The sequence below is a fragment of the Antrihabitans cavernicola genome (genome assembly GCF_008297975.1).
GTDB lineage: Bacteria > Actinomycetota > Actinomycetes > Mycobacteriales > Mycobacteriaceae > Antrihabitans > Antrihabitans cavernicola.
Genome location: NZ_VLNY01000005.1, coordinates 188,670 through 214,595, shown reverse-complemented (window position 1 = coordinate 214,595; position 25,926 = coordinate 188,670). Strand labels below are relative to the sequence as shown.

Genomic DNA, 25,926 nt, shown 5'->3' with positions numbered 1-25,926 from the left:
TCAACGCAGGTCTCGCCGCTTGAAGGCGAGCAGGCCTACAGCGATCAGTGCGATATCGATCAGTAGTAACCAGAGGATCGGTGCCGCAACGAAATCGCCGCCGGGCAGCTTGGGCAGCTGACTGAACGGCTCCAGGTCGAGTATCGCGTGCGGAAGGTTGGCAGCCGACCCCGCGACGAACAAGAGCAGGAATGCGACCAGCACTCCCCACGCCACCGGTGTGAACCGCGGTGCGAGGCCGAAGAGCGCAACTGTGACGCCGGTCAGTAACCAGATCGCAGGCAGCTGCACCAGCGCGGCACCGAGGACAGCAGGCAACTTTCCGTTGATGTCGTCGGTCGCGACTCCGTAGGCGAGGCCGGCCGCAAGCCCCGCAACGACCAGCGCAACGGCAGGTCCGAGCAGCGCGAAGACGATGTGGCTGAGCGCCCAGCGGATACGGCCGATCGAACCCGCCAGAATCGACTCGCCCCGGTCGGCGGCCTCTTCGCTGTGCAGGCGCAACGTTGCCGAGATCGTGTACGCGGCAGCGGCAATGCCGAGAGCGGTGAATCCGAAACCGATCAGCGATTCCTCAAGCGAACTCGGCCCACCCGCCCTGTCGATGATGTCGGTGATCACCTTGCTGTCGCCGATTTCGTTGCCTATGCCCTTCGCGACGCTGCCGATCAGCAGTGCGTAGATGCCGAGCCCGACGGTCCACGCGATCATGGTGCCGCGTTGGATTCGCCACGCCAGCCCGACGGTGCCGGACAGTGCTGCGGAGGCGCGCGGAGATCCGGGACGCTCCGCGATCAGTCCGGCGCCGACGTCGCGGTTGCGCAGCAGCGCATACGCCGCGGCGATCAGGGCCGCCGTGGTGAGCGCATGCAGCAGCAGCACCCACCACCGTTCTCCCGCATAGGGGCGCAGCTGCAACGACCAGCCCTGCGGCGACAACCAGGACAGCTGGCCGGAGCCGGCGTCGCCGACCGCGCGCAACGCGAAGGTCGTTGCGAGAACAGCGAAAGCGACGCCGCGCGCGGTACGCGCACCGGTGCTCAACTGTGCCGCGACAGCGGCGACTCCCGCGAACACGAATCCGGAACCGGCAAGTGCAGCACCGAATCCGACTGACCCGCCGATGGGAAGGCCGCCCGACAGGAGCGCCACCGCCGCCAGCAATCCGGCGATCGCCGAGCCGCCGCAGGCCAGCGCCAGTGCCGCCGTCAATCCGGAATACCTTCCGGTGGCAGTCGATTCGACCAGCTCGGCCCGGCCGATTTCCTCTTCGACCCGGGTGTGCCGGATGACAGTGAGGATCACTGCGACGCCGATCATCGTGAACAAGGCGCCGGCCTTCCAGATCGTCACCATCCCCTCGCTCGAATTGAATATCGGCCCGTACATGGCGATTTGGGCCGGACTGGCCGCGGTGCTGGTCGCGAACTTCACGCGGTCGGCCTCGGTGGGGTAGACGCTCGCGATGCTCTTGACGTACGTGATCGGTAGCAAGTAGCCGAGGATCAGCACCCACAACGGTGCCACGATCCGGTCGCGGCGGAAGAACAGTCGGAGTTGGTACAGGGTCCCCGCGAAGTTCGACGAGGTCGGAAGGGGCTGTGCCGGAGCTCTATCCGGGAGGGTTGCGGTAGTCATGCGCGCACCTTCTCCGCAATGGGAGTTGCGCCACCGTCGACTTCGTAGTGACGCAGGAACAGTTCTTCGAGGGTCGGCGGCGTGCTGATCAGGCTGCGCACACCCGTGTCGCCGAGTAGGCGGATCAGGTTGCCGAGGCTCTCGCTCTCGACCTGGCAGTGCAGCGTGTTGCCGTCGAATTTCACGTCCGCGACGCCGGGGAAGTTGCTCAGATCGCCTGGATCGCCTAGCAATTCGGCGGTGATGGACGTTCGGCTCAGGTGCCGCATCGAGTCGAGGGTGCCGGTTTCGACGGTACGTCCGGCACGAATGATCGTGACCCGTTCACAGAGGGCCTCTACCTCGGAGAGGATGTGGCTGGACAGCAGCACCGTTGCGCCGCGCTCGCGCGCTTCGCCGACGCAGTCGCGAAATACCTGTTCCATCAACGGATCCAGGCCCGAGGTCGGCTCGTCGAGCAGCAGCAGCGAGGCAGTCGAACTGAACGCCGAGATCAGGGCTACCTTCTGCCGGTTGCCCTTCGAGTACGAGCGCGCCTTCTTCTTGGTATCGAGGTCGTAGCGTTCGATCAGCTCGCTGCGCCTACCGTCGTCGAGTCCGCCTCGCATGCGAGCGAGCAGGTCGATGGTCTCGCCGCCGGTGAGGTTCGGCCACAGGTTGACGTCGCCTGGCACGTAGGCGATGTCACGGTGCAAGGCGACGGCGTCGGTCCATGGATCGCGTCCGAAAAGCCTTGCCTCGCCGGATGTTCTACGAAGGATGCCGAGCAGCACTCGAATCGTGGTCGACTTGCCTGCGCCGTTGGGTCCGAGGAATCCGTGTACCTCGCCCTCTGCGACTTCCAGGTCGAGCCCGTCGAGGGCGCGCGCGGTTCCGAACGTCTTCTCCAGCTTGCGAACTTCGATGATCCCTGACATTGACCTTCTCCTAGCCTGTGGTCTCTTCGTTCGTTGTGGTGTGTTCTGCCCTGCGCGCGACGAGTGCGTCCAACAGCGTCGAGTCGGCGAGCATGCCCTCGGTGAAGAGCTCGATGCCGGGGAACATGACGTCGTCTGTCAACGCGCGCAGAGCTCGACGGTGGTCGACCGGTCCGTCGGTGTCGGGTTGCAACTGCAGATGCAGCAGCATGGTTCCGATGCTGAGCAGGGTCAGGTAGCGCGCACGAGCATCCGGATCTCGGCTGCGCCGCAGTGTCCCTGCGGCGACACCGTCGGCGAGGTACTGCGCGGTGTTGGCGACCATGTGCTCGAAGAGCGAGACGGCGAGTGCGCCACCGGTTTGGAAGCTGCGCACCATGTACGCGAACACGGGCGCGTATTCCTCGATCTCGGCGAGCTGCTCGAACAAGCTCGACGCGCTGGGTTCGGTCAGGAACTCGCTCTTCGACACCCGAATGACATTGAGAACGTGGGTATCGCATTCCTCGCGTAAGCCGTCCTTGGAGCCGAAATGGTGGTTGACCAGACCGGGCGACACCCCTGCGGCTGTGGCGATCGTTCGTACCCCGGCACCGAAGCCCTGTTCGCCGAATACCTCGATGGCGGCATCACGGATTCGCGCTCGTGTTGTGAGGTCCTCGATGTTCGCCGCGGTTGCACGCATGTTCAAGACATTAAACAGCCGTTCAATCTCTTGGCAAGGGGATAGCCGTCAAAGGTCCGTAAAGATTGCGTCGGTCAACCCCTAGAGGCGCAGAGCAGCCCGTCGCCGACCGGAATGATCACCTTGGTGAGCCTGTCGTCCTCCGCGATAGCGCGGGCTGCGGCACGAACGGCGACCGTCGCGGCGTCGCGCTGGGTCGAATCGGCGACGCGGCCGCCGTAGAGGGCGTTGTGAAAAACGATCACGCCGCCGGGGCGCAGCAGCCGAACTCCCTGCTCGACGTAGAGCGGGTGGTCGACCGGCGTGGTGTCGACGAAGACCAGGTCGTAGGCGGAATCGGCGAGCCGTGGGAGCACGTCGAGGGCCCGACCGTTGATCAGTCGCGTTCGCGACGTCGGGATTCCGCCTGCGCGAAACGCCTCCTTGGCAGCCCGCTGGTGCTCGGGCTCGGCATCGATCGTGGTCAACGTGCCGTCGTCGCGCATGCCGTCGAGCAGCCACAGCCCGCTGATACCCGCACCCGTTCCCACCTCGGCAACGGTTTTGGCGTCGAGCATCTGGGTGAACATGCTCAGGAGCGCACCGACCGACGGCGGGACGGGTGCGGCGCCCAGATCCTCCGCGCGCTCCCTCGCCGCTACCAAAACCTCGTCTTCGACGACGGAATCTTCGACGTAAGCAAGGGTTCGTTCAGCATTTGTGGCCACGAACCCGAGGTTATCGCCGCAAGTGCTGTCGATCGGCGAGGCGCGACGAGCCAATATTCTCAGCGATCCCTCAGCTTCCTCACACACCCGCCATATCGGCGTCGGAGAAGGTAGTCGTAGGCAAGACCATCCGACCGCGGATGCGAAGAACTGTCGACACGTTGTTTCGGGGGAATGCGGACACAAGGACCGGGCCGATGGGAACAAAGGTACCGACCGGAGAGTTCAACCCTGTACAGCGCTGACGCGAAGATTTTGTCGGCGGTCCCGAGTAGGAGGTTCCACCCATTCACATGGTCAATGCGAATCGCGACCGCTCGAGCCTTCCGGAGGTCACCACCTCCGAGGTAGATGCTCGACCGGAAGCCGTGGAGGGCGGGTCCGAGGACTCGCTGTCCGGTACTGCAGTGTTCGACGCAACCGGTGAGCAATCCGCGATGCCGTCGTGGGACGAGCTGGTTCGTGAGCATGCAGATCGGGTGTACCGACTGGCGTACCGGCTTTCCGGCGACGCCCAGGACGCCGAAGACCTCACACAGGAAACCTTCATTCGCGTTTTCCGTTCGCTGTCCAGCTACCAGCCGGGCACGTTCGAGGGCTGGCTCCATCGCATCACCACCAATCTGTTCCTCGACATGGTCCGGCGTCGTAACCGCATCCGCATGGAAGCGCTTCCCGACGACTACGATCGCGTCCCTTCCGAAGGCCCCACCCCCGAGCAAGCTTTCTACGATGCTCGCCTCGACCCGGACCTGCAGTCGGCACTCGACTCGCTGGCGCCGGAATTTCGCGCCGCAGTTGTGCTGTGTGACATAGAGGGCCTGTCCTACGAAGAGATCGGTGCCACACTGGGAGTGAAGCTCGGTACCGTCCGCAGTCGTATTCACCGCGGGCGGCAAGCCTTGCGTGAGCATCTTGCGCGCACTGCTGCGGAGAACTCCGACGACGAGCACCTCAGCGTTGGCTGAGATGCGCCGGTCGACTCCTCGTACCGGGACGCTGCACGGCCACCGGCCGCGTATCGACCAGGAGGTATTGATGACGCAGGGTCCTCGCCAGTTCGGGTCGACCGAGCATCTCGCCAGCGAGGCTATTGCCGCATACGTCGACGGCGAACTGCGGATGAATGCGTACCTGCGAGCCGCCGAGCATCTCGCGGTATGCATGGACTGTGCTGCCGAAGTCGACGCACAGCAGCAGGCGCGCCGCGCACTGCGACACTCCGGCGAGATCGCCATGCCGAGCTCGCTGCTCGGCACCCTGCGCCAGATCCCGCTCGGCGAATCGCCCTGCAACCGCGGCCACGGCAAATTCCACGTCGAGTCGGTGAGCAGACGGTGGTCGCTGCGGTGGCGCAAGTAGAGTCTGCCGAGTGACCTCGGAACCGACCAAGCCACAGCAAGACAAGTCAGGGAATCTGCGACCTGCTGATGCCCCCGTTCTGGGTCCTCGACCGGTCTATCGGCCCGACGTCGACCCCGGTGCAACGCGCGCATTCTCCCGACCTGACGATGTGGACGGAGCCTTCTCACCTGCCGCCCGGCGCAGCGATTCGACTCCTGAGCTGAGCGTTCGCCCTCCGGACCCGATACTTGCCGAGGCGTTCGGTCGCCCTGCCGGCGAGTCGGACTCGATTCAGCGCGACCCGCTCGCCGATGCCGACGGTGCTGTCGAAGACGAGCCGGGCGATCCGTGGCGCGATCCCGAGGCGGGCGTTCGGCTCGGTGCGCCTGCGATCGTGAAGGACCAGCCGAAGCCGTTGCCACCTGCCGAGAAGCTCGACATCCGGCAAGTGCTGTTCGGCCACCGGGTCGCCCCACGCGCTCTCGCGATCCTCGCAGGGGTCGCGCTGTTGATCGGACTGGTCGGTGGGTTGGTAGGCAGGCTCACCGCCGAAGTCGCGGGCGATCTGACGAGCAAGAAGGTAGCGCTGCAGCAGTCGAGCGCCGACTCCGACGAGCCACGCGGCCAGGTGGCGAAGGTCGCCGACGCCGCTCTGCCCGCTGTGGTCTCGATCCAGGCTGCGTTGGGCGACAACAGCTCCACCGGCTCCGGCGTCGTGATCGACGGGGCCGGCTACATCGTCACCAACAACCACGTGATCTCGATGGCCGCCACGGACAAGGCTGCGACGCTGCAGGTCACGTTCTCGGACGGCACGAAGGTGCCCGGTCAGATCGTCGGACGCGACATCAAGACCGACCTGGCCGTACTGAAAGTCGACGTGAAGAAACTGACCGTCGCGCAGCTGGGCAAGTCGGCAGACGTGCAGGTCGGCGAGAACGTGGTGGCCGTCGGTTCGCCGCTGGGGCTGAGCAAAACCGTGACCGCGGGCATCGTGAGTGCCCTGCATCGTCCGGTTCGACTCAGCGGTGAAGGGACGGATACGGACGCCGTCATCGACGCGGTGCAGACAGATGCGGCCATCAACCCAGGTAACTCCGGTGGCCCGCTGCTCGACGACGACGCCCGCGTGATCGGTATCAACTCCGCGATCCGAAGTGAGAGTGGCGGGTCCGTCGGCCTCGGCTTCGCTATCCCCATCGACGACGTGACCCGAGTCGCGCAAGCCTTGATCCGCGATGGCCAGATGCACCATCCCGAGATCGGTATCAACTCGCGCTCGGTCGTCAACAACGCGACCAGCGGGGCAGAGGTGGCCAACGTGAAGGCGGGCAGCCCGGCACAGGTGGCGGGCGTTGTCGAAGGCGATGTGATCGTGAAGGTCGGCGATCGTCAGGTCACCAGCGCGGACGAATTGGTGGTCGCGGTGCAAATGCAGCCGATCGGAGCAACGGTGCCGCTACAACTGGTGCGCGACGGCAGGCTGGTAGATCTCCAAGTCACTCCTGTTTCGGATTGAACGTAGGATCGAAACGTGTTCGGCAACATCGGTTGGGGCGAGATGATGGTGCTGCTCGTTGCTGCCCTGGTGATTCTGGGGCCCGAGCGGCTGCCCGGTGCTGTCATGTGGACCACGAAGACTCTGCGCCAGGTGCGTAATTACGCGAGTGGCGCCACCCAGCAGCTCAAGGACGAGCTCGGTCCTGAGTTCGAGGATCTGCGCAAGCCGCTTTCGGACTTAAATCAGTTGCGAGGCATGACACCGCGCTCGATGATTACCAAGCATCTGCTCGACGGTGACGATTCGATCTTCACCGGAAACTTCGACGCCAGCGGTTCTGCCTCGTCCACCGGTTCGGTTTCGTCGGGTGGCAGTGCTGCGCCCCCGCAGCCGAAGCCGCTTTCGTCCGGCGAACGACCACCTATCGATCCGGACGCAACTTGATACGCTGAGCGTGAAATACTGAGCCATGCGAAGTTGTTCGCAATGGTGGAGGTGACTGCATGCGTACAAGAGTTTCCACCGGCACCAGGTATCGGGAAATCTCGGGATCTGCTCCGGCAACCCTACGGCCAATTCTGTGTGTGGCTGCACTGCTGATCAGTCTCGCCCTCGTATACGGCGCGATTCGTGCAGGCCACGGCCTGCGTAGCGAGCATTGGCTGCTCGCGGTGGCGCTCGCCGGACTCTTCGTCGCGCGCGGCCTGCACCTGTTCCGTCCCGTCACCCTCGTGCACGTCACGATGGCAGTTGTCGCGATCGTCGTCGGTGATTTCGCCTACCGTGCAGATCATCTCGGAATCGGCTTCGTGGCGATTGCCGCCGCGGGACTGATGCTGATGCTGCCGCAACGCAGTACCCCACAGCCGCAGGAACTGTGCCGGGTTGCGGGCTTGGTCGACCGCACCGAGGACGACCCGCTCGCACCGTTCGCCTTCCATTCTTCGAAGAGCTACTACTTCAACGAGGCGGGCACCGCAGCCATCGCCTACCGGACGCGGATCGGTATGGCCGTCGTCGCAGGCGATCCCATCGGTAACGCCGACGACTTTCCCGAGCTCATCAACGAGTTCGCCGAGTTCGCCCGGCTGCACGGCTGGCGCATCGCCGTGCTGGGCGCGGGCGTGCGGGCAACGCAGCTGTGGCGGATCACGACCGAAAAGCACCCGCTTGCGGCGGTCGCGATCGGCCGCGACGTGGTGATCGACGTCGATACGTTTGCGCTGGAAGGTCGGACCTTCCGCAACCTGCGCCAGGCTGTGAGCCGGACGCACAATGCCGGCGTGAGCACCGAAATCGTCTGGGAGACAGCGATCTCCGACGAAACTCGGGCAGAGCTGCTCGCCATCGTCGACGAGTGGCATGCGGGCAGGCAGACGCGCGGTTTCTCGATGATCCTGGATCATCTGCTCGACGGTAGGCATCCCGGGATGCTGCTGGTGATCGCGCGTGATGCCACCGGGCGTGCCGTCGGTTTCCAGCGCTACGGCACCAACTCTGCTGGGCTCGAGCTGAGCATCGATGTGCCGTGGCGGTCGAAGAATTCGCCGAACGGCATCGACGAGCGTATGACGATCGATCTCATCGAACACGCCAAGTCGATCGGCGCTCGCCGGGTGTCACTGGCGTTCGCCGCCTTCCCTGAACTGTTCGAGAACGAGCAGCGCAGCCTCGGCGCCAGCGTGGCCTACGCGACGGTGCACATGGGCGACGCCCTGCTGTGCCTGGAGTCGCTGTACCGCTTCCTGCGCAAGTTCCGTTCGTTCGGTGATCAGCGGTTCGTGCTGCTGCGTCCGGTCGAGGTCATTCCTGCGGCGTTCGCCCTGCTGACCCTCGAATTCATGCCCAACCGCAGTCAGTACTGAGCAGATTCAGGACGGTATTCGTCCGCGATCGGTTCTAGTCTGTGTCGTGACAACCACGCCGGACTCGAAGGACGAACTGCGATGACGCTGTACACGCCCACCACTCTCACCGTCGATGTCACCGGTGAAAAGCTGGATCTGCTCACCGTTCTCGCCGATCAGCGGAACCTGCTCAGGTTGACCGTTCTCCGCGTCACCGACGAGCAGGCGCGTCAGCGAACCACGGTGAGTGAACTGACCCTCGGTGGGCTGATCAAGCACGTTGCGCAGGCCGAGCGTGCGTCCATCTCGCGGATCGTCGAGCGGGACGAGAATGCGGTCGTCGACATGAACGCGATCGCGGACGCGTACACGATGGGCGAGCAGGACACCATGGCCGATCTACTGGTCGAGTACCAGAAGGTTGCAGCCGAAACCGAGAAGGCAGTCGCGGAACTGGGCAGCCTCGACGACTCGATTCCGCTGCCGACCGCGCCCTGGGCGCCGAAACGGGAATGGTGCAGTGCGCGCAGGCTGGTGTTGCACGTCATTCGCGAGACGGCCCACCATTGCGGGCATGCCGACATCATTCGTGAGTCGCTGGACGGCGCCACGACGATGGGCGCCCTCTGGCAGCCCGAAGGCTGACGGACCTTACAGGTGTCGGGTCGTGTCGATCCCGAGCGACATTCCGGCGAGCCCGCGTTGCCGAACCGACAGCTTGCCCGCGATATCGCGAAGTGCAACGGCTGCAGGCGATTCCGGGGAGTCGAGCACGATCGGCACGCCGTTGTCGCCGGACTCCCGAACCGCCTGCTCCAGCGGAACCTGACCCAGCAGTGGGACGTCCGCACCGACAGCTCGGGTGAGTCGCTCGGCGACGGCGTGACCGCCACCGGAGCCGAAGACCTCCATGCGGGTGCCGTCCGGCAACTCCATCCAGGACATGTTCTCGACGACACCGACTATGCGCTGACGTGTCTGCAGCGCAATGGATCCCGCTCGCTCGGCAACCTCGGCGGCGGCCTGCTGCGGGGTGGTGACGACGAGGATCTCGGCACCGGGAATCAGCTGGGCCACCGAGATGGCGACGTCGCCGGTGCCGGGCGGCAGATCCAGCAGCAGCACGTCCAGGTCGCCCCAGAACACATCCGCGAGGAACTGCTGCAGCGCGCGGTGCAGCATCGGACCACGCCAGACCACCGGGGTGTTGCCCTGAGTGAACTGCGCGATCGAGATCATCTTCACGTTGTGCGCGATCGGCGGCATGATCATCTTCTCGACCTGCGTCGGCTTCGCGTCCGTGCCGAGCATGCGGGGAACCGAGTGGCCGTAGATGTCGGCGTCCAACACGCCGACGGACAATCCGCGAGCAGCCATTGCTGCCGCGAGATTGACCGTGACACTGGACTTTCCGACGCCACCCTTGCCGGACGCGACGGCGTAGACGCGCGTCAGCGAGCCGGGCTGAGCGAACGGGATGACCGGTTCGGCGGAATCCCCGCGCAGCGACTTGCGCAATTCGGTGCGCTGCTCGTCGTTCATCACGTCGAGTTCGACGCGGATGGGCCCGACACCTGCGACGTCGGCGACGGCCTTGGTGACGCGATCGCTGATCTCGGTCCGCATGGGACACGCCGCGGTGGTCAGGTAGATAGCGATATCCACACTGGCGTCGTCGGCGACGGCGACGCTCTTGACCATGCCGAGCTCGGTGATGGGCTTGCGGATCTCAGGATCGTTCACCCGCGCCAAAGCGGCACGGACGTCTGATTCTGTTACGACTGGCATGCGGACGATCGTACGGAAAGGCCGGTTTCGTCAGATGCGGGGGAGTGCGTCCGCGGCGGGAACGACGCCGGTGGCGTAACCCAGCGACCATGCCATGACGTTGGCAACGTAGGCCATCGAGTTGTTGTAGCGCAGGATCGCCTTGGACTGCTGGGCAAGGTCGCGCATGTCGAGGTTGCCGTCGCAGAGGTACTTGCCGGTGGTCAGCGCGGCGTCGAAGATGTTCTGCGGGTCGATCTTGCCGTCGCCGTTACCGTCGGCGCCGTACTTCTTCCAGGTCTCGGGAAGGAACTGCATGGGGCCGACCGCGCGGTCGTAGGTGGCGTTGCCGTCGAGCGCGCCGCCGTCGGTGTCCATGACGACGTTGTTGCCGCCGAGGCTGCCGTCGAGGATAGGGCCGTAGATCGGGTCGAGCATGTTGCCCGCGGCGTCGACCTTGCCGTCGTTCGCCTGGGTGGACTCGACGCGGCCGATGCCTGCGATGAGGTTCCACGGCATGTGGCAGTTCGGGTTCTGCACGGCGAGCGTGTGCTCGGCTGCCTTGTATGCGGCGACGTTGATGGTCGGTACGCCGATGGGGCTTTCGGCGATGGACGTGGGCAGCTGCGGGCCGGTCGGTGCAGGCGGGGCAACCGGGGCGGGGGCGGGTGCGGCCGCGAGCAGAGCTGCGGGGGTGGCGGCATCGGCGATGTTGGCGGATCCGGGGGACGTCTGGGCGAGGGGGACAGCGGCGCTGACGTCATGGGCGTCTGCAGCCTGGCTGACAACGGGTGCTTCAGGGGTCGCACCTGCGGTCGAAACCGCGGTGACCAATCCGGCAGGCACGAGCCCCGAGAGAGCGATCAGGGTGTTGCGACGAGCTGTCGAATTGGACGTCTTGCTGTGGCGACCCACTGGGTGTTACCTCCCGTGACCTCGGTGACGAGGCCCTCCGTTTGTATGACCGGAGTTGAGAGTACCCGATTCGACTCTATTTTGTTACTCAACCGTGATCGAACGCTGTAACGGCCGTTATCTACCTGGCTGGAGCTGGGGGTGGAATCAAGGAAAAAGCAGGTGCCGGAGCAGGCATCGCCGCAGGTGCAGGGCCTGCAGGCGGTGGTGGCGGCGGAAGTAGGGGCGGAATCACAGGTAACACGATCTGTGGCATTTGTAACGGTCCGGGCACGGGGGCTGGTGCAGGAGCCGGTGCGGGTGCCGGGGCTGGATCGGGCTTCGGGGCGGGAGCGGGCGTCGGAGTCGCGCCAGGAGCCCCGGGGGTCGTCGAGGTGGGCGGAGCCAGCAACTCTTGCTTCGGAGCGGGCGGTGGCGTCGTCGGCGGGCAGAACATCATGCACGGCAGCGAGGGCAGGCCCGGGATCAGCGCGGGAGTGGTCGGTGTGGTGGTCGGCGCGGTCGTCGTAGTGGTGGCGGCGGGGTCGCCGGGCTTGGCATCCAACACCGGAACGGACGAGTTCATCAGCGACGACATGTCGATCGGCGAGGTTCCCGGCGGAATCAGGTCGACCGGAGCCGGACCGGCGGCGGGCACTCCGCCCGCGCGGTAGGCGGCAGACCAACTCAGCACGTTCGCGGCGTAGGCCATCGAGTTGTTGTAACGGAGGACCGCGCGCAACTCCTGCGCGGGATCACGAAGATTCAGACCACCCGAGCACAGGTACTTGGCCGCGCCGAGTGCTGCGTCGAAGATGTTGTTGGGGTCTGCGACGCCGTCGCCGTTGCCGTCGGACGCGTAGGCCTTCCAGGTCGACGGCAGGAACTGCATCGGCCCGACAGCTCGGACCGCGCTGCCGTCGGCTGCCTTGATGACCTCGTTACCCGGCAGCGTTCCGTCGAGCGCGGGGCCTGCGATCACTGTCGCCGTGGTACCTGCGGCGTCGGTCTTTCCGCCGCTGGCATGGCCTGATTCGATCCGCCCGATGCCCGCCAGCAAATTCCATGTGATGCCGCAATTGGGTTCGGACGCGGCCATGGCCAGCTCGGCGTTGCGATAGGCGGCCAGCGCGATTTCGGGGATCCCCAAGGCACCGAGCGCCGCGGGAAGCGTGACGTCGCGCAGCGGCATGCCGCCCGCGAAAGGAGCCGCGCCGACGTCGCTGACCGCACCGAGCGGCGACGCTGTGCGCAACTTTCGAGACGGCTTGGGGGAGGCGGGAACGATGCCGACCGAGCTGGTCAACTCGTACTCGCTGGCCTGCGCGCTCGCGATGGTGTCCGCGGCAGAACGCAGCAGCGGCTCAGGGGTCCGAGGATCTGGACCACTGAGCACGCCGCTCGACGTCGATCCTGCGGTCACAAGACCGGCCAGGACCAGCGCAGATACCGTTATTGGCGCCTTCAACCGCATACGATCACACCACCCGCGATTCGTGTCGGTGGCCGGCTGGAACCGGTCACCGAAGTCAACGAGTTCCAGGTTACATAGCAGCTATGGACCGGTCCCGGGAACGGGCGAACCGACGCTATTTGCTCTTGGAGCGCGATTTTCCCGAACCGCTTTTGGCGGAACTCTTTCCGCCTGTGCCGGCGTGCGAGGTGATGTCCTCCGAATCGCCCTCGGGCTCCAGCATCGATTTGAGATCTTCCAGCTCGCGGCGAAGGTAATCGCGAGTGGCTACCTCGCCGACGGCGATGCGCAGGGCCGCGATCTCCCGGGCGAGGAATTCGGTGTCCGCCTTGGTTTGTGCTGCTCGAACCCGGTCTTCCTCCAGCGAGACCCGGTCCCGGTTCTCCTGCCGATTCTGGGCGAGAAGAATCAGGGGCGCCGCGTATGCCGCCTGCGTGGAGAACGCGAGGTTCAGCAGGATGAACGGATACGGGTCCCACTGCAGTTTGATGGCAAATACGTTGAGCAGGACCCACACGACCACGAAAACGGTCTGGATCGCGAGATAGCGTCCTGTGCCGAGGAATCGCGCGAAGTTCTCCCCGACCCTGCCCACTTCTTCTACATCGAACTGGACGCGGAATCGGCGAGACCCAATTGGGGTGTCGAGTCGCTGTCGTGCTGACGCCTTATCGGCCATCGACGGTTTCCTCCTGTTCGCGCCAGTCGTCGGGCAGCAGGTGATCGAGCACGTCGTCGACGGTGACGGCGCCGAGTAGATGGCCCTCGTCGTCGACGACAGGTCCGCAGACCAGGTTGTAGGTGGCGAAATACCGTGTGACTGCGGCAAGGGGATCGTCGGGACTCAGGCGGGGCAGGTCCTTGTCCAGCGCACCGCCGACGAGGGTCGACGGCGGCTCGCGCAGAAGTTGCTGCAGATGCACACAGCCCAGGTAGTGCCCGGTCGGCGTGGCGGTCGGCGGGCGAACGACGAAGACCAGACTCGAGACCGCGGGTGTGAGATCCGGATTACGTACGCGCGCCAGCGCTTCCGCAACGGTGGTCGCGGGGTTGAGGATCACCGGCTCGGGCGTCATCAATCCGCCCGCAGTGTCCGGCGAGTGTTCGAGGAGGCGGCGCACGGGTGCCGATTCCTCTGGATCCATCAGGCGCAGCAACGATTCCGCCTCGGCGCCGGGTAGTTCGCCGAGCAGGTCGGCGGCGTCGTCGGGATCCATCGCTTCGAGGATGTCGGCCGCGCGCCGCTCCTCGAAGTGACCGAGCAGCGAAATCTGGTCGTCGTCCGGCAGTTCCTGCAACACATCGGCGAGACGCTCGTCGTCGAGGGCGAGCGCTACTTCGATGCGCCGCTTGTGCGGCAACTCACGCATCGCGTTGGCGACATCGGCGGGTCGAAGTCCCTCGAACTGCAGCAGCAGCTGTTCGACTCCCTGGCCGGGCATGGCGAGATCGGTCTGGGTGAGGCCTCGCACGTGCTGCCAGTCGACGATATGTATTGCACCGCGCCGACCGAGCCGACCACGATGGCCGCGCACAGCGACCCGCGACACCACCCAGTCGCGCGTGCGGGTGAGCTCGATACCCAGATCGACAACCAGTACGTCGATGTCCGCGATGTCGTCGAGTTCCGGATCGTCGACGCGCACGCGCGAGTCGAGTACCTGTGCCAGCGCGAGGATTTCGCCGGGCCGCTGGTTGAAGCGGCGCAGGCTCACGCTGCCCGTCGTGAGCGTCACCGAGTTGGGTTCGATTGCCGTCACCCGCAACATGGGGACGAAAATTCTTCTGTGCGTGAGCAACTCGACGGCCAGACCGAGGACGCGGGGTTGTTGCCTGTCGATGCGTGCGGTGATGACTATGTCTCGAACGCGTCCCACCGATTCCCCGTCGGGACCGAGGACGACGAGGCCTGCGAGCCTGGCCGCGAACACCTTGCTCACCGCTGCCACGGGGTCCTCCTTTGCCGCCACGGAAAGTTGCAACGCGAGTCAACCACACCGATATGCGCTAGGCCGCGCATGCTCCACACGCGTCGGTGCTGGACGTTTGCTGCAATCTGTCGGCGCGACGGGGCAGAATGGAGGCATGACGAATCCACTTGGACAGCCGAACCGCGCCCGGCAAGGCTTGCCGACCCCGCCGTCCGGTTGGCCGATCGGGTCCTATCCCACCTACGCCGAAGCGCAGCGCGCAGTCGACTATCTCTCCGATCAACAGTTCTCGGTGGAGGACGTGACCATCGTCGGAGTCGACCTCATGCAGGTCGAGCGCGTTATCGGCAGGCTGACCTGGGCCAAAGTCATTGGTGGCGGCGTTGTTTCGGGCGCCTGGCTCGGTGTGTTCTTCGGTTTGTTGCTGGGCATCTTCACCGGGGGTCTGCTCGGTCCGCTGCTGGTCGGCATAGTCGGCGGCGTTTTCTTCGGCGTCATCTCCACCTCGATTCCGTACGCGGCAACCAAGGGTCAACGCGACTTCGCGTCGACGATGCAGCTGGTTGCCGGACGTTACGACGTGCTCTGCGAGCCGCGTTCCGCGGAGGCCGCACGCGACCTGCTGGCAAAGCTCGCACTGTAGAGAGTGTGAGTTCGGGTTGACCAAACCAGCCGAATTTGCACTTTCCGCCCACGAATTCGGATAGTTTTACGCCGAGTGCGAGTGCAATGTCGGCCCCGCCTCCCGCGGGTGCGAGACGATGGCTGACGAAGTTTGTGTCGCATCCCGCAGTAGAGGAGGCGACTGTGCAACTGAGACGGCGGTATCTAGGGAGGCGGCTCGCGCTGTTGGGCGCTTCGGCGCTGGTGATGAGTCCCCTGATAGCCGGTTGCGGTTCGGACAGCGGTGGCATCGTGCTGAGTTTCTACACCGCAGCCGACGGCGCCGAGCAGTACGCGGAAGCCGCGGCGAATTGCACTGCGGCATCGGGTGGGCGCTACAAGGTGGAACAACGCACGCTGCCGAAGAGCGCCAACGATCAGCGACTGCAACTTGCGCGAAGATTGGCGGGCAACGACCGCACGCTCGATCTGATGACACTCGATGTGGTGTGGACCGCCGAGTTCGCCGAAGCGGGTTGGGCACTTCCGGTACCCGACGACCTCGCGACGAAGCTGAAAGACGGCTCCACGCTTGAAGGCCCGCTCGCGACGGCGGAATGGAAGGACAAGCTCTACGCCGTTCCACTGAACTCCAACACCCAGTTGCTCTGGTACCGGCCGGACGAGATGCCGAACGGTCAGCCGCCGCAGACCTGGGATCAGGCGATCGACATCGCGACGGCGAACGCGGCCGCGGGCAAGCCTGCGCAGATCGGCGTCCAGGCCAAGCAGTACGAAGGCCTGATGGTGTGGTTCAACACCCTGCTCGCCAGTGCCGGCGGATCCGTCGTCGGCGACGACGGCAAGACCGTCACCCTCAACGACACCCCCGAACATCGGGCGGCGACGGAGAAAGCGCTGACCATCATCAAGCGGGTCGCCACCGCGCCGGGTCACGATCCGTCGATCTCGCAGAGCGACGAGGCGTCAGCCCGTAACGGGCTCGAATTCGGCAACGCTGCAATGGAAGTCAACTACCCGTTCGTGCTGCCCAGCATGAAGGAGAACGCAGCTGCCGGAGCCGTTCCGTTCCTGAACTTGAAGGGTGTGCCCGCGGATCAGCAGGACGCGGCCATTGCCAAGGTTTTCGCCAGCGCACCGTTCCCCTCGGTCAATCCCGGCGAACCCGCGAAGGTGACCATCGGTGGCTTCAACATCGGCGTCGCCAAGACCACCGAGCACGAGCCCGAGGCGTGGGAAGCGGTGGCCTGCCTCACCAACGAGCAGAACCAACGCAACAACGCCGTCAACGGTGGCGTTCCGCCCGTGCTCGCGAAGCTCTACGACGATCCCGAGTTCCAAAAGGCCTACCCGGCGTGGCAGGGCGTTCTCGGCTCGATCAAGTCGGCGGCGGTGCGCCCGATTTCGCCCGCGTACCAAAGTATTTCGATCCTGCTCACCGACTCCTTGAATCCGCCGCAGAACATCGATCCGGTCGGTGACGTGGACAAGCTCGCGGACCAGGTAACTCAGGCCGTCAACTCGAAGGGGCTGATCCCATGACCGCGCCATCGACGTCCGCGGCGAAACATTCCAAGGCGGACAAGCCCGCGGCTCGCGCGCAGTCCGAAGGTAAGAAGGCGGAGAAGCGGCTAGGTTTGCTGCTGATCGCGCCTGCGGCGATCCTGATGCTCGCCGTCACCGCCTATCCGATCCTCTACGCCTTCTGGTTGAGCCTGCAGAAGTACAACCTCGCGTTCCCCGACGACAAGTCGTTCGTCGGTGTCGCCAACTACGGCGCGGTTCTGTCCGATGGTTACTGGTGGACCGCCTTCGGCGTCACCGCGGGCATCACCATCGTGTCCGTGGCGATCGAGTTCGTACTCGGTTTGGCCGTCGCACTCGTCATGCACCGCACCATCTTCGGTCGCGGGCTCGTGCGAACCGTCGTGCTGATTCCGTACGGCATCGTGACCGTCGCGGCGGCATACAGCTGGTACTACGCGTGGACGCCGGACACCGGCTACCTCGCGAATCTGTTGCCCACCGGCAGCGCGCCGCTCACCGAGCAGCTGCCGTCGTTGGCGATCGTCGTTCTCGCCGAGGTGTGGAAGACAACGCCGTTCATGGCCTTGCTGCTGTTGGCAGGTCTGGCGCTGGTGCCCGACGATCTGCTCAAGGCCGCGCAAGTCGACGGTGCGGGTGCGTGGACGCGGTTGATACGCATCATCATTCCGCTGATGAAGCCAGCGATCCTGGTTGCGTTGCTCTTCCGCACGCTGGATGCATTCCGCATCTTCGACAACATCTACGTACTCACCAAGGGCAGTAACGGGACGGGCTCGGTGTCGATTCTGGGTTACGACAACCTGTTCGGGGCGTTCAACCTCGGTCTCGGCTCGGCGATCAGCGTCCTGATCTTCTTCTGCGTCGCGATCATCGCCGTGATCTTCATCAAATTGTTCGGTGCCTCGGCACCCGGTTCCGATGCGGAAGGCCGGTAGCAATGACCACCACCGCTCGCACCAAAGCCGGTTGGACCGTCATCAACCTGATCGTCCTGCTGTACGCATTGATTCCGCTCGTCTGGATCATCAGCCTGTCCTTCAAGTCGGCGGCCACCATCAAGGACGGGTCGTTCATCCCGAAGTCGTGGACGCTCGACAACTACAAGGGCATCTTCCAAACGGACCAGTTCACGAGCGCGCTGATCAACTCGATCGGCATCGGACTCATCACCACCGTGATCGCTGTCGTGATCGGCACGATGGCGGCGTACGCGGTTGCGCGCCTGGACTTTCCGGGCAAGAAGCTGCTGGTCGGCGCCGCGCTGTTGATCGCGATGTTCCCGCAGATCTCGTTGGTGACACCGCTGTTCGACATCGAGCGCGCGCTCGGGTTGTTCGACAGCTGGCCGGGACTGATCCTGCCGTACATCACGTTCGCGCTGCCGCTGTCGATATACACGCTGTCGGCGTTCTTCCGTGAGATCCCATGGGATCTGGAGAAGGCCGCCAAGATGGACGGCGCCACCGCGGGTCAGGCGTTCCGCAAGGTGATCGCCCCGCTCGCCGCGCCGGGCATCGTCACCGCGGCGATCCTGGTGTTCATCTTCGCGTGGAACGACCTGTTGCTCGCCATCTCGTTGACGGCGACGCAGCGTTCGATCACCGTGCCCGCAGCCATCTCTCAGTTCACCGGTAGCTCGCAGTTCGAGGAGCCGACCGGATCGATCGCAGCCGCGGCCGTGATCATCACCATTCCGATCATCATCTTCGTTCTGTTCTTCCAACGTCGTATCGTCGCCGGTCTGACATCCGGCGCTGTGAAGGGATAAGCGATGTCCGAAATCGTTCTCGACAAGATCACGAAGCTCTACCCCGACGGCGCCAAAGCGGTCAGCGATGTGGACGTCACCATTGCCGACGGCGAGTTCATCATTCTGGTCGGGCCGTCGGGCTGCGGAAAGTCGACCACCCTCAACATGATTGCCGGCCTGGAGGACATTTCGTCGGGTGAACTGCGCATCGCGGGGGAGCGGGTCAACGAGAAGGCGCCGAAGGACCGCGACATCGCCATGGTGTTCCAGTCGTATGCGCTGTACCCGCACATGACGGTTCGGGAGAACATCGCGTTCCCCCTGACCCTGGCGAAGCTGTCCAAAGACGAGATCAACAGCAAGGTCGCCGAGGCGTCGCGCATCCTCGATCTCGATCAGCACCTGGATCGCAAACCTGCCAACCTGTCCGGTGGTCAACGCCAGCGCGTCGCGATGGGACGCGCAATCGTGCGTAGCCCCAAGGCATTCCTGATGGACGAGCCACTGTCCAACCTCGACGCGAAGCTGCGTGTGCAGATGCGTACCGAGATCGCACGGCTGCAGAAGCGGCTCGGCACCACAACGGTCTACGTCACCCACGACCAGACCGAGGCGATGACGCTCGGCGACCGAGTGGTGGTGATGCGCGGCGGCATCGTTCAGCAGGTCGGTGCGCCGCAGGAACTCTACGACCGTCCGCAGAACCTGTTCGTCGCCGGGTTCATCGGATCGCCCTCGATGAACTTCATCCCGGGCGAGTTGAGCGCCGACGGCGTGAACACCGCAGTGGGCACCATCCCTTTGCCGAACGAGACCCGCAACAAACTGCAGTCGAACAATGCGTCACGTGAGGTGGTCGTGGGTATTCGACCGGAGCATTTCGAGGATGCCGCGTTGATCGATGCCTACCAAAAGTCCACCGGCGCAACCATTACCACCGATGTGGATGTGCTGGAGTCGATGGGATCGGACAAGTACGCGTATTTCAACATCGAGGGACCGGCTGTCGAGTCGCAAGAGTTGCAGGAACTCGCCGCCGACGCAGGTATCGCCGATCTCGGTGGCGCTCAGCTGGTTGCCCGGCTTGCCGCGGAGTCGCAGGCGCGACAAGGTGCGCCGGTGGAGTTGTGGTTCGATCCCGCCAAGCTTGTGCTCTTCGATCAGCACTCGGGAGCCAACCTCGGGCTGTAAGCGCCAATGGTGCTGACGGGCCGCGCACTCGGCCGAGCAACGCTTGCCCGCCAGCACCTGCTGCAGCCGACGACCATGCCGGTTGCGGCGCTGGTCGAGCATCTGTACGGGCTGCAAGCCCAATCGCCGATGGCGCCGTACTTTGCGTTGCGGGCTCGGGCGGCAGGTCTCTAGCCATTGAAGTGTTGTTGTTGCATCCAATTTGCGGGTCTGGGACTCGACGTCGGCGGTAGCGGATACCGTGATTCCCGATGGACGGGCATCCTTCTCGGTGGCAGGTGTTTTGGTGCGATCCTGACCGTTCGTACTCCGATTTTGCCGGGGATCCAGTGCTGACTGGGTTGCCGTCGTTGGCGGAGTGGGCGCAGCGACACGGCACCCGTGCGGGGCAACCGTTTCTGCTACGCAGCGATGGCCGCTGTGTGGCGGAGTTGAACGAATTCTTCGCTTCGCCTCGGATGCGTAGCTGCAAACAGGGGACACGCCGCAAGTATGCGTTCGGCCTCTCGACGTGGCTGGGCTTCCTCGATGTCGTCGAATGCCATTGGTACGAGGCAGGTTCCGATCAGGTCGATACATTCAAGTTCTGGCGGATGACCGATGCAGCGAACCCGGTGCGCGTTGCCGGCGGCACGGTCAGATCGGATCTGGTCGCGATCAGCAGTTTCTACGAGTGGGCGCACCGCCGCTACGGTGTGGAGAATCCTGTGCTGCGCACAACGGTGCGCGGCCGACATCCCGCAGAAGCGGCCGAGGCATATCGAGCGACCCCGCATGTTGTGCGTGATCGGGATGTGAAGTGGCTGGATCCGGGCGGGTATCGGCGATGGCGAGATATCGGGCTGCGCGGACTGGATCTGCGCGGCGACGAAGCTTTGGGCTGGCGCGGCCGAAACGGACAGCGCGACACGGCTTTCGCGGACGGCCTGTACGGAACCGGTTTGCGGGTGTCGGAGTGGGCGAGCGTGTTGTCGATCGAACTCCCTGTCGGCGACGCTGCACGCGGGTTCGCCACGTGTCGGTTGGCGGCGGCGTGCGCGAAGGGCAGCCGTGGGCGTCGCTTCTGGATGCCCCGCGAGGTACTCACCGATGCGCTCGCCTATACCGAAGGCGAACGAGCTCGAGCGGTACGGCGAGCACGCAGGGAAGGACGCTACGAGCAGATTTCGGATCGGCGGATCGTTGTTCGGGTACTCGGTGGCCGCCGGCTCGAACTCCGCGATCGTGGCGGCGCCAAATCTGTTGTGTCGCTGGATGCTCTCGACCCCGCTGCGCGGTTGCGGCTATTCCACGAACACGCTGGCGTGCTGACCCCCGCATCGTTGTGGTTGAACGAGGACGGTCTGCCGCGGGCGCCACACGGTTGGCAGCACACCTTCGCGACGGCGAACATGCGGGTCGAGCGGGCGGGCCTGGTTGGGCTGGCGGCAACCGCACACATGTTGCGGCATTCCTTCGCTCTGCGGTGGTTCTCGGTCGGCCGGTTGCTGTATGAGCGTCGTTTCGCGCATCTCGATGCCGAGGAGATGCGGGATTATCGCGCACAGTTCGGCGATACCTGGTATTTCGTGATGACGCTGCTCGGACATGCCGATGTTGCCACCACGATGAACACTTATCTGGAGCCGTTCCGCGATCTGGATGTGTCATTGCTGATCGAGCATGCGCACGGCGCGGTCATGGACAGCGTGTTGGCGGAGCTGTTTCGAACCGATCCCCGGGTGATCACGGATCCACTGGCCGACGCGGTGACCGCGTGAGCGCGCAGGGCCGTCGTGCGATGCTCCCCAACCATGGTTACGCTCCACCGCAGCGGCATGATCCGTTGGGCGAGAGCCGTTTCCGTGTCGTCTTCTACCCCGAGCGTGGTGGACGCCCGACTGAACTCGACCTCTCCGATTTGCCGGTGCCGGACCCGATGCGTGGCTGGCTGGTTGCCGCGCTGGCGAAGGGAACCGGGCCGAGTGGCTCCGCCCGAACACTTGACTCGGCGCGTACGTTGCTGGGTGCAGCGCGTTCCTTCGCCCGCTATCTCGGTTCACTGGACCGGCCGCCGCCGACTCCGGCACATCTTCGGGGCACGCATTGGGACGGCTATGTGCTGGCCCAACGAGTGTCGAACCGGCGCGCGCAGGTGATCAACTTGCGTAGCCTGCTTCGGCATGCGAGCGATGTTCCCGTTGATTTCGCGGCGCGAATGCATCGCACACAGGTCAGCCGCGATCAACAGAAATTCCAGGCCTACAGCGCGGCGGAATACACCCGAGTCACCGCAGCGGCCAAAACGCATCTGCGCGAGTGTGTTCGCCGGATCCATGGTGGCCGCGCTCTTCTGACTCGTTGGCGGGCCGGCGAGATCGATCGAGGTCACGACCGAGATGGGTGGGAACGGGGTTGGTTACTCGATCACATCGATCGCCACGACGAGGTGCCCCGGTATCCGTGTGGTTCACGGCACCAGATTTCCTCCGCGCACGGTGGTACGGCTGTGTTGTTTGCCCAGCTGTATCCCACACCGCACGACCTCGCCGCCGCGGCGGCGCTGCTCATCTGCCTGACCGGGCACAACCTGTCCACGATTCGGAACCTCCCGGCGCGCCATCATCGCCCCGACGGCGATGCCGGAGCCTCCCGCACCGCGATTGTGGGGGCGATCAAACCGCGCCGCGGCCGACAGCACGCGCACATGAGCATCCCGTTGCACGAACCGGCCCGGGCGGACCCTGTTCGGCTGGATCTGTCCAGTGCGTACGCGGTCTATCAGGTCATTCATGACATCTGCGGTCCGGTGCGCGCTCGCGCCGGGACCGACCTGTTGTTTGCCTATTTCACGCCGAAGGGCGGCATGCTGTTCCTGCCGGGGCTACGACGCAACGTGATCGCGGAATGGGCCCGTACCAGCGGGTTGCTCGGCGATACGGTCGATGAGGCCGGTCAACTGGTTCCGCTGCGTCTCGACAGCCGCCGACTGCGCATGAACTGGCTCGAACTGCATCAGCAACCTGTCGCTCATACCGAACAGACCCTCGCCAACGATTACCTCGGACGCCATCGCGGCAACCTCGCCGAATACCAGCAGATCGTGGCTACCACCTTGGGCGAACAGGTCGACGAAGCGCGACGCACTGCAGCGATGCGCACCCTGACCACAGAGCAGGTCGAACAAGCCCGCACGGACCCGGACACGGTCGCTGCGCAGACCGGACTGACCACGCAGGTGCTCACCGACTTACTCCGCGGCCGCCTCGACACCATCGTCGCCGGCTGTGTCGACAACACCCACAGCCCACACGCGGCTGCAGGGCAACCGTGCACAGCATCGTTTCTTCTGTGCCTGTCCTGCCCGTGCGCACGAGCAACCCCGCAACACCTGCCGATCATCACCGAAGTGCACGACAGGCTGCAGCGAAAATCGCAGGAGATGACGCCATTGCGGTGGGCGCAACGATTCGCGGGGCCCCTCGCTCAACTCGCCGACGTGATGAGCCGATACCCCGACACCATTGTCAGCGAGGCGCGGACGCAGGTGACGCAGGAACAGCGTGAACTCGTCACCCGATTCTTGGCACGCAGCCTGGACGTGCGATGACCGCGATCACCGACATCGCCGCTCATGATGATGATGCGTTGCCGGGTTCGGACACCGTTGTGCTTCACACCCGCCGGCTACGACCCGGCACCGACACCGCCGCCCTCTCCCGCTTCGGTGACGAACGCTGGCACCTCACACCCGCATTGTTCGCCCCGCATGCCGACGGCACCTCGATCAGCTTCGCATCGGTACACGGCGACTTCCTCGTGCCCCTCAAACACGTGTATTGGGCGATGATCAACCACAGTGGCGAGCAGGCGGTGGTGAACAGACATCATGGCGGAGTGCCCGCGATCCTGACGATCTCGACCATGTTCCGGTTCAGTCGCGCATTCACCGACTGGCTGGTCTCCCGAGGCTGTCGATCCTTCGCCGCCGTGACCGCCAACGATCTCGACGACTATCTGGTGCACGTCAAGACCGCAGAGACGACACACGCCAACCGTGAAGACCTCCTCGCCGCCGTCATCAAGATTTGGGCCTACCGAGCACTCGTTCCCGAAGCCGATCGCCTTCCATCGGCCCCGCCGTGGAACGGTGAACGTGTCTACCGGTTGCTCGAAGCCTCCCGCCGGCAAGAAATCCGGACCCCACGTATCCACCCGGACACCATGAACAGTCTGTTGGCCTGGTCGCTGCAATTCGTCGAGGAGTTCGCCGACGACATCACTGCCGGCTTTCACGAATACGAACGGCTGCACCGCCGCATGCTGCCCACCCGGAAGCGACCGAACCGCGTGCGCCGCAAGCCCGGCGACCTCGCCGACGATCTCCAAACACTGCTCCGCGCGTACAGCCGACTCGCCCGTCCATTACCCGGGATCCGAAGCCGCAACGGCGAACTCACCTACCACCTGTCCTATCTGGCGCGATTACTCGACACATCACACGAGGCCCTCCAACGACCAGGCCTCACCGACATGCTGCGACGGTCCGGGTTGACGATCCGCGAAGGCGCAGCCCTGCTGATCCCGATCACCGGCACGCTGAACGGGCAACCATGGCGCGATCAGCCCATTGATGAACGCGAAGCCCACCGTCTGGCGCGGCATCTCAGTGCCGCCTGTTTCGTCGTCATCGGCTACCTATCCGGCATGCGGACCGGGGAAATCCTCACCCTGGAACGAGGATGCCTGCAGCGAGACCCGGTCAGCAATCTTCTCCTCGTTCGTGGCCGGCACTGGAAAGGGGTGCGGGACGAGACCGGTAGCAGTGTCGCGGAAGGTCGGATACGTCCCGACCCGTGGGTGGTCGCGGAACCCGTGGCGACCGCGATCGGTGTCCTGGAAAATCTGCACCACGAACAGTTGTTGTTCCCTCACATGCTCGGCGAACACAAATCCGGGCCGCGGGAGTTCCGCACCGGGCAAGCCCGCACCACCGGCGGCATCAACGTCGACATCGCCGACATGATCGGCTGGGTCAACACCTACTGCGCAGCCACCGGTCGCGGCGACTCGATCCCACCCGATCCGACCGATCCGAATATTCCCGCCCGTCGCCTCCGGCGCACACTGGCCTGGTTCATCGCCCGCAAACCACGAGGCCTCGTGGCCGCCGCCATCCAGTACGGGCATCTGAAAGTGCAGATGACCGTCGGTTATGCCGGAAGCTACGCATCCGGATTCCCGGACGACTTAGCCTTCGAGGAATGGCTCGCCCGGCTCGATCTACTCGCCTCCGCAAACGAACGACTCGACGAGGGCGAATACGTGAGCGGGCCGGCAGCGGCGACCTACCGGCACCGCGTCGACGCAGCGCAACGATTCGCCGGACACGTCCTACGCACCACCAGCGACGCCCGCACCCTGCTCGCCAACCCGGACCTACAGATCTACCCAGGACATGGCATGACCTGCGTCTTCGACCCACGTCGCGCCGCCTGCCACCTCAGCAGAGACGACACCGACACCCGGCGCACACCAGACCTGTCGGACTGTCGACCCAACTGCGTCAACATCGCCCGCACCGACCGCGACATCGACGAACTCGCCACCGACGTCGAACGGCTCCGACTGCTCGTTGATGACCCGCTGGCCCCGCCGATCCGCGTAGTACGTGACCGACACGAACTGCACCGACTGGAAGACACTGTTGCTCAACACATTCAGTGGAAGGCCGAAGCGGATGGCTGACAGCGCAGCCGAACGTGCAGCAATCCGGGCCGCCACGAACCGCCTCATCGACGGCAAACCCGAACGATCGACCGGTGCACTGACCATCCTGCAACTCGCCGTCGAAGCCGACGTCAAACGATGGGTCCTTACCCACAAACACACCGATCTTGCCGCCGAATTCAAACGGCGCGTCCGTGCGCACGACGAAATACCGTCCGCGTTCCAGCCGTTGGATCAACGGGCAAAAATTGCAGAAGCCGCGAACGAACGACTACGACGCGAAAACGCTCGGTTACGTGAGCAGATCAGTCTTTACGCGCAGGTCATCCACGAATTGACCACAGAACGCACCCGACCCAACATGCCGCCGAACTTCCATGAAGTCCACCAGGTTTAGTT

At 64.6% G+C, this 25,926-nt stretch carries 25 protein-coding genes; 16 read left to right on the top strand and 9 right to left on the bottom strand.

Translation table 11 applies throughout. The features are described from left to right. From FOY51_RS12875 to FOY51_RS12860, 4 genes are all read right to left on the bottom strand, one after another. Positions 1 to 1,638 (bottom strand): ABC transporter permease, encoded by a 1,638-nt coding sequence (locus FOY51_RS12875; RefSeq protein WP_149430634.1) that lies wholly within the window; start codon positions 1,636 to 1,638, stop codon positions 1 to 3. Next, positions 1,635 to 2,555, bottom strand: coding sequence for an ABC transporter ATP-binding protein (locus tag FOY51_RS12870; protein WP_149430633.1), 921 nt, complete (start codon positions 2,553 to 2,555; stop codon positions 1,635 to 1,637). Before FOY51_RS12870 ends, FOY51_RS12875 begins: the two co-directional genes overlap by 4 nt. A gap of 10 nt (positions 2,556 to 2,565) precedes the next feature. Continuing rightward, the gene (locus tag FOY51_RS12865; RefSeq protein WP_149430632.1) at positions 2,566 to 3,240 is read right to left on the bottom strand and encodes a TetR/AcrR family transcriptional regulator; all 675 of its coding nucleotides are present in this window, start codon (positions 3,238 to 3,240) and stop codon (positions 2,566 to 2,568) included. A gap of 74 nt (positions 3,241 to 3,314) precedes the next feature. Then, entirely contained in the window at positions 3,315 to 3,980 is a 666-nt protein-coding gene (locus tag FOY51_RS12860) for an O-methyltransferase (protein ID WP_371830446.1), read from the bottom strand. 260 nt (positions 3,981 to 4,240) lie between these two features. On the opposite strand from FOY51_RS12860, the gene sigE reads away from it, so the two are divergent. From sigE to FOY51_RS12830, 6 genes are all read left to right on the top strand, one after another. Continuing rightward, entirely contained in the window at positions 4,241 to 4,915 is a 675-nt protein-coding gene (sigE, locus tag FOY51_RS12855; RefSeq protein WP_187776300.1) for an RNA polymerase sigma factor SigE, read from the top strand. A gap of 70 nt (positions 4,916 to 4,985) precedes the next feature. Continuing rightward, the gene (locus FOY51_RS12850; protein WP_149430630.1) at positions 4,986 to 5,309 is read left to right on the top strand and encodes an anti-sigma factor; all 324 of its coding nucleotides are present in this window, start codon (positions 4,986 to 4,988) and stop codon (positions 5,307 to 5,309) included. A 10-nt stretch (positions 5,310 to 5,319) separates the two neighbouring features. Then, positions 5,320 to 6,810, top strand: a complete 1,491-nt coding sequence (locus FOY51_RS12845) for a S1C family serine protease (protein ID WP_290367887.1) — start codon at positions 5,320 to 5,322, stop codon at positions 6,808 to 6,810. 15 nt (positions 6,811 to 6,825) lie between these two features. Continuing rightward, the gene (gene tatB, locus FOY51_RS12840) at positions 6,826 to 7,236 is read left to right on the top strand and encodes a Sec-independent protein translocase protein TatB (RefSeq protein WP_149430629.1); all 411 of its coding nucleotides are present in this window, start codon (positions 6,826 to 6,828) and stop codon (positions 7,234 to 7,236) included. A 59-nt stretch (positions 7,237 to 7,295) separates the two neighbouring features. Then, positions 7,296 to 8,657 carry a bifunctional lysylphosphatidylglycerol flippase/synthetase MprF gene (locus tag FOY51_RS12835; protein WP_149430628.1) on the top strand — a complete coding sequence of 454 codons (1,362 nt, stop codon included), beginning with the start codon at positions 7,296 to 7,298 and terminating at the stop codon, positions 8,655 to 8,657. Between the two features lie 81 nt (positions 8,658 to 8,738). Further along, positions 8,739 to 9,284 (top strand): DinB family protein, encoded by a 546-nt coding sequence (locus FOY51_RS12830; protein WP_149430627.1) that lies wholly within the window; start codon positions 8,739 to 8,741, stop codon positions 9,282 to 9,284. A gap of 6 nt (positions 9,285 to 9,290) precedes the next feature. Here FOY51_RS12830 and FOY51_RS12825 read toward each other — a convergent pair whose 3' ends face one another. The 5 genes from FOY51_RS12825 to FOY51_RS12805 form a co-directional block, all read right to left on the bottom strand. After that, complete coding sequence (locus FOY51_RS12825; RefSeq protein ID WP_149430626.1) at positions 9,291 to 10,427, bottom strand: Mrp/NBP35 family ATP-binding protein; 1,137 nt, start codon at positions 10,425 to 10,427, stop codon at positions 9,291 to 9,293. 30 nt (positions 10,428 to 10,457) lie between these two features. Beyond that, complete coding sequence (locus FOY51_RS12820; protein ID WP_149430625.1) at positions 10,458 to 11,321, bottom strand: lytic transglycosylase domain-containing protein; 864 nt, start codon at positions 11,319 to 11,321, stop codon at positions 10,458 to 10,460. 121 nt (positions 11,322 to 11,442) lie between these two features. Then, positions 11,443 to 12,774 carry a lytic transglycosylase domain-containing protein gene (locus tag FOY51_RS12815; protein WP_149430624.1) on the bottom strand — a complete coding sequence of 444 codons (1,332 nt, stop codon included), beginning with the start codon at positions 12,772 to 12,774 and terminating at the stop codon, positions 11,443 to 11,445. Between the two features lie 115 nt (positions 12,775 to 12,889). Continuing rightward, positions 12,890 to 13,453, bottom strand: a complete 564-nt coding sequence (locus FOY51_RS12810; protein ID WP_149430623.1) for a DUF1003 domain-containing protein — start codon at positions 13,451 to 13,453, stop codon at positions 12,890 to 12,892. Further along, positions 13,443 to 14,723: a magnesium transporter MgtE N-terminal domain-containing protein gene (locus FOY51_RS12805; RefSeq protein WP_149430622.1), complete on the bottom strand. Its 1,281-nt coding sequence runs from the start codon at positions 14,721 to 14,723 to the stop codon at positions 13,443 to 13,445. Before FOY51_RS12805 ends, FOY51_RS12810 begins: the two co-directional genes overlap by 11 nt. 136 nt (positions 14,724 to 14,859) lie before the next feature. Here FOY51_RS12805 and FOY51_RS12800 point away from each other — a divergent pair, with 136 nt between their 5' ends. The 10 genes from FOY51_RS12800 to FOY51_RS12755 all read left to right on the top strand — a co-directional run bounded on the left by FOY51_RS12800 (position 14,860) and on the right by FOY51_RS12755 (position 25,924). Next, entirely contained in the window at positions 14,860 to 15,348 is a 489-nt protein-coding gene (locus FOY51_RS12800) for a YflT domain-containing protein (protein WP_149430621.1), read from the top strand. A 227-nt stretch (positions 15,349 to 15,575) separates the two neighbouring features. Next, positions 15,576 to 16,871, top strand: coding sequence for an extracellular solute-binding protein (locus FOY51_RS12795; RefSeq protein ID WP_235916314.1), 1,296 nt, complete (start codon positions 15,576 to 15,578; stop codon positions 16,869 to 16,871). Further along, positions 16,868 to 17,812 (top strand): carbohydrate ABC transporter permease, encoded by a 945-nt coding sequence (locus tag FOY51_RS12790; RefSeq protein WP_149430620.1) that lies wholly within the window; start codon positions 16,868 to 16,870, stop codon positions 17,810 to 17,812. Before FOY51_RS12795 ends, FOY51_RS12790 begins: the two co-directional genes overlap by 4 nt. A 2-nt stretch (positions 17,813 to 17,814) precedes the next feature. Then, positions 17,815 to 18,645: a carbohydrate ABC transporter permease gene (locus FOY51_RS12785; protein ID WP_149430619.1), complete on the top strand. Its 831-nt coding sequence runs from the start codon at positions 17,815 to 17,817 to the stop codon at positions 18,643 to 18,645. A 3-nt stretch (positions 18,646 to 18,648) separates the two neighbouring features. Next, complete coding sequence (locus tag FOY51_RS12780) at positions 18,649 to 19,818, top strand: ABC transporter ATP-binding protein (RefSeq protein ID WP_149430618.1); 1,170 nt, start codon at positions 18,649 to 18,651, stop codon at positions 19,816 to 19,818. 6 nt (positions 19,819 to 19,824) lie between these two features. Then, complete coding sequence (locus FOY51_RS12775; RefSeq protein WP_235916293.1) at positions 19,825 to 19,992, top strand: hypothetical protein; 168 nt, start codon at positions 19,825 to 19,827, stop codon at positions 19,990 to 19,992. A 155-nt stretch (positions 19,993 to 20,147) separates the two neighbouring features. Next, on the top strand, positions 20,148 to 21,578 hold the full coding sequence (locus FOY51_RS27580; RefSeq protein ID WP_149430617.1) for a site-specific integrase: 1,431 nt from the start codon (positions 20,148 to 20,150) through the stop codon (positions 21,576 to 21,578). After that, complete coding sequence (locus tag FOY51_RS12765) at positions 21,575 to 23,407, top strand: hypothetical protein (protein ID WP_149430616.1); 1,833 nt, start codon at positions 21,575 to 21,577, stop codon at positions 23,405 to 23,407. The genes FOY51_RS27580 and FOY51_RS12765 overlap by 4 nt, the downstream gene beginning before the upstream one ends. Next, on the top strand, positions 23,404 to 25,545 hold the full coding sequence (locus tag FOY51_RS27385) for a hypothetical protein (protein WP_214633095.1): 2,142 nt from the start codon (positions 23,404 to 23,406) through the stop codon (positions 25,543 to 25,545). Before FOY51_RS12765 ends, FOY51_RS27385 begins: the two co-directional genes overlap by 4 nt. Further along, on the top strand, positions 25,538 to 25,924 hold the full coding sequence (locus FOY51_RS12755) for a hypothetical protein (RefSeq protein WP_149430615.1): 387 nt from the start codon (positions 25,538 to 25,540) through the stop codon (positions 25,922 to 25,924). Before FOY51_RS27385 ends, FOY51_RS12755 begins: the two co-directional genes overlap by 8 nt. Positions 25,925 to 25,926: the final 2 nt, after the last annotated feature.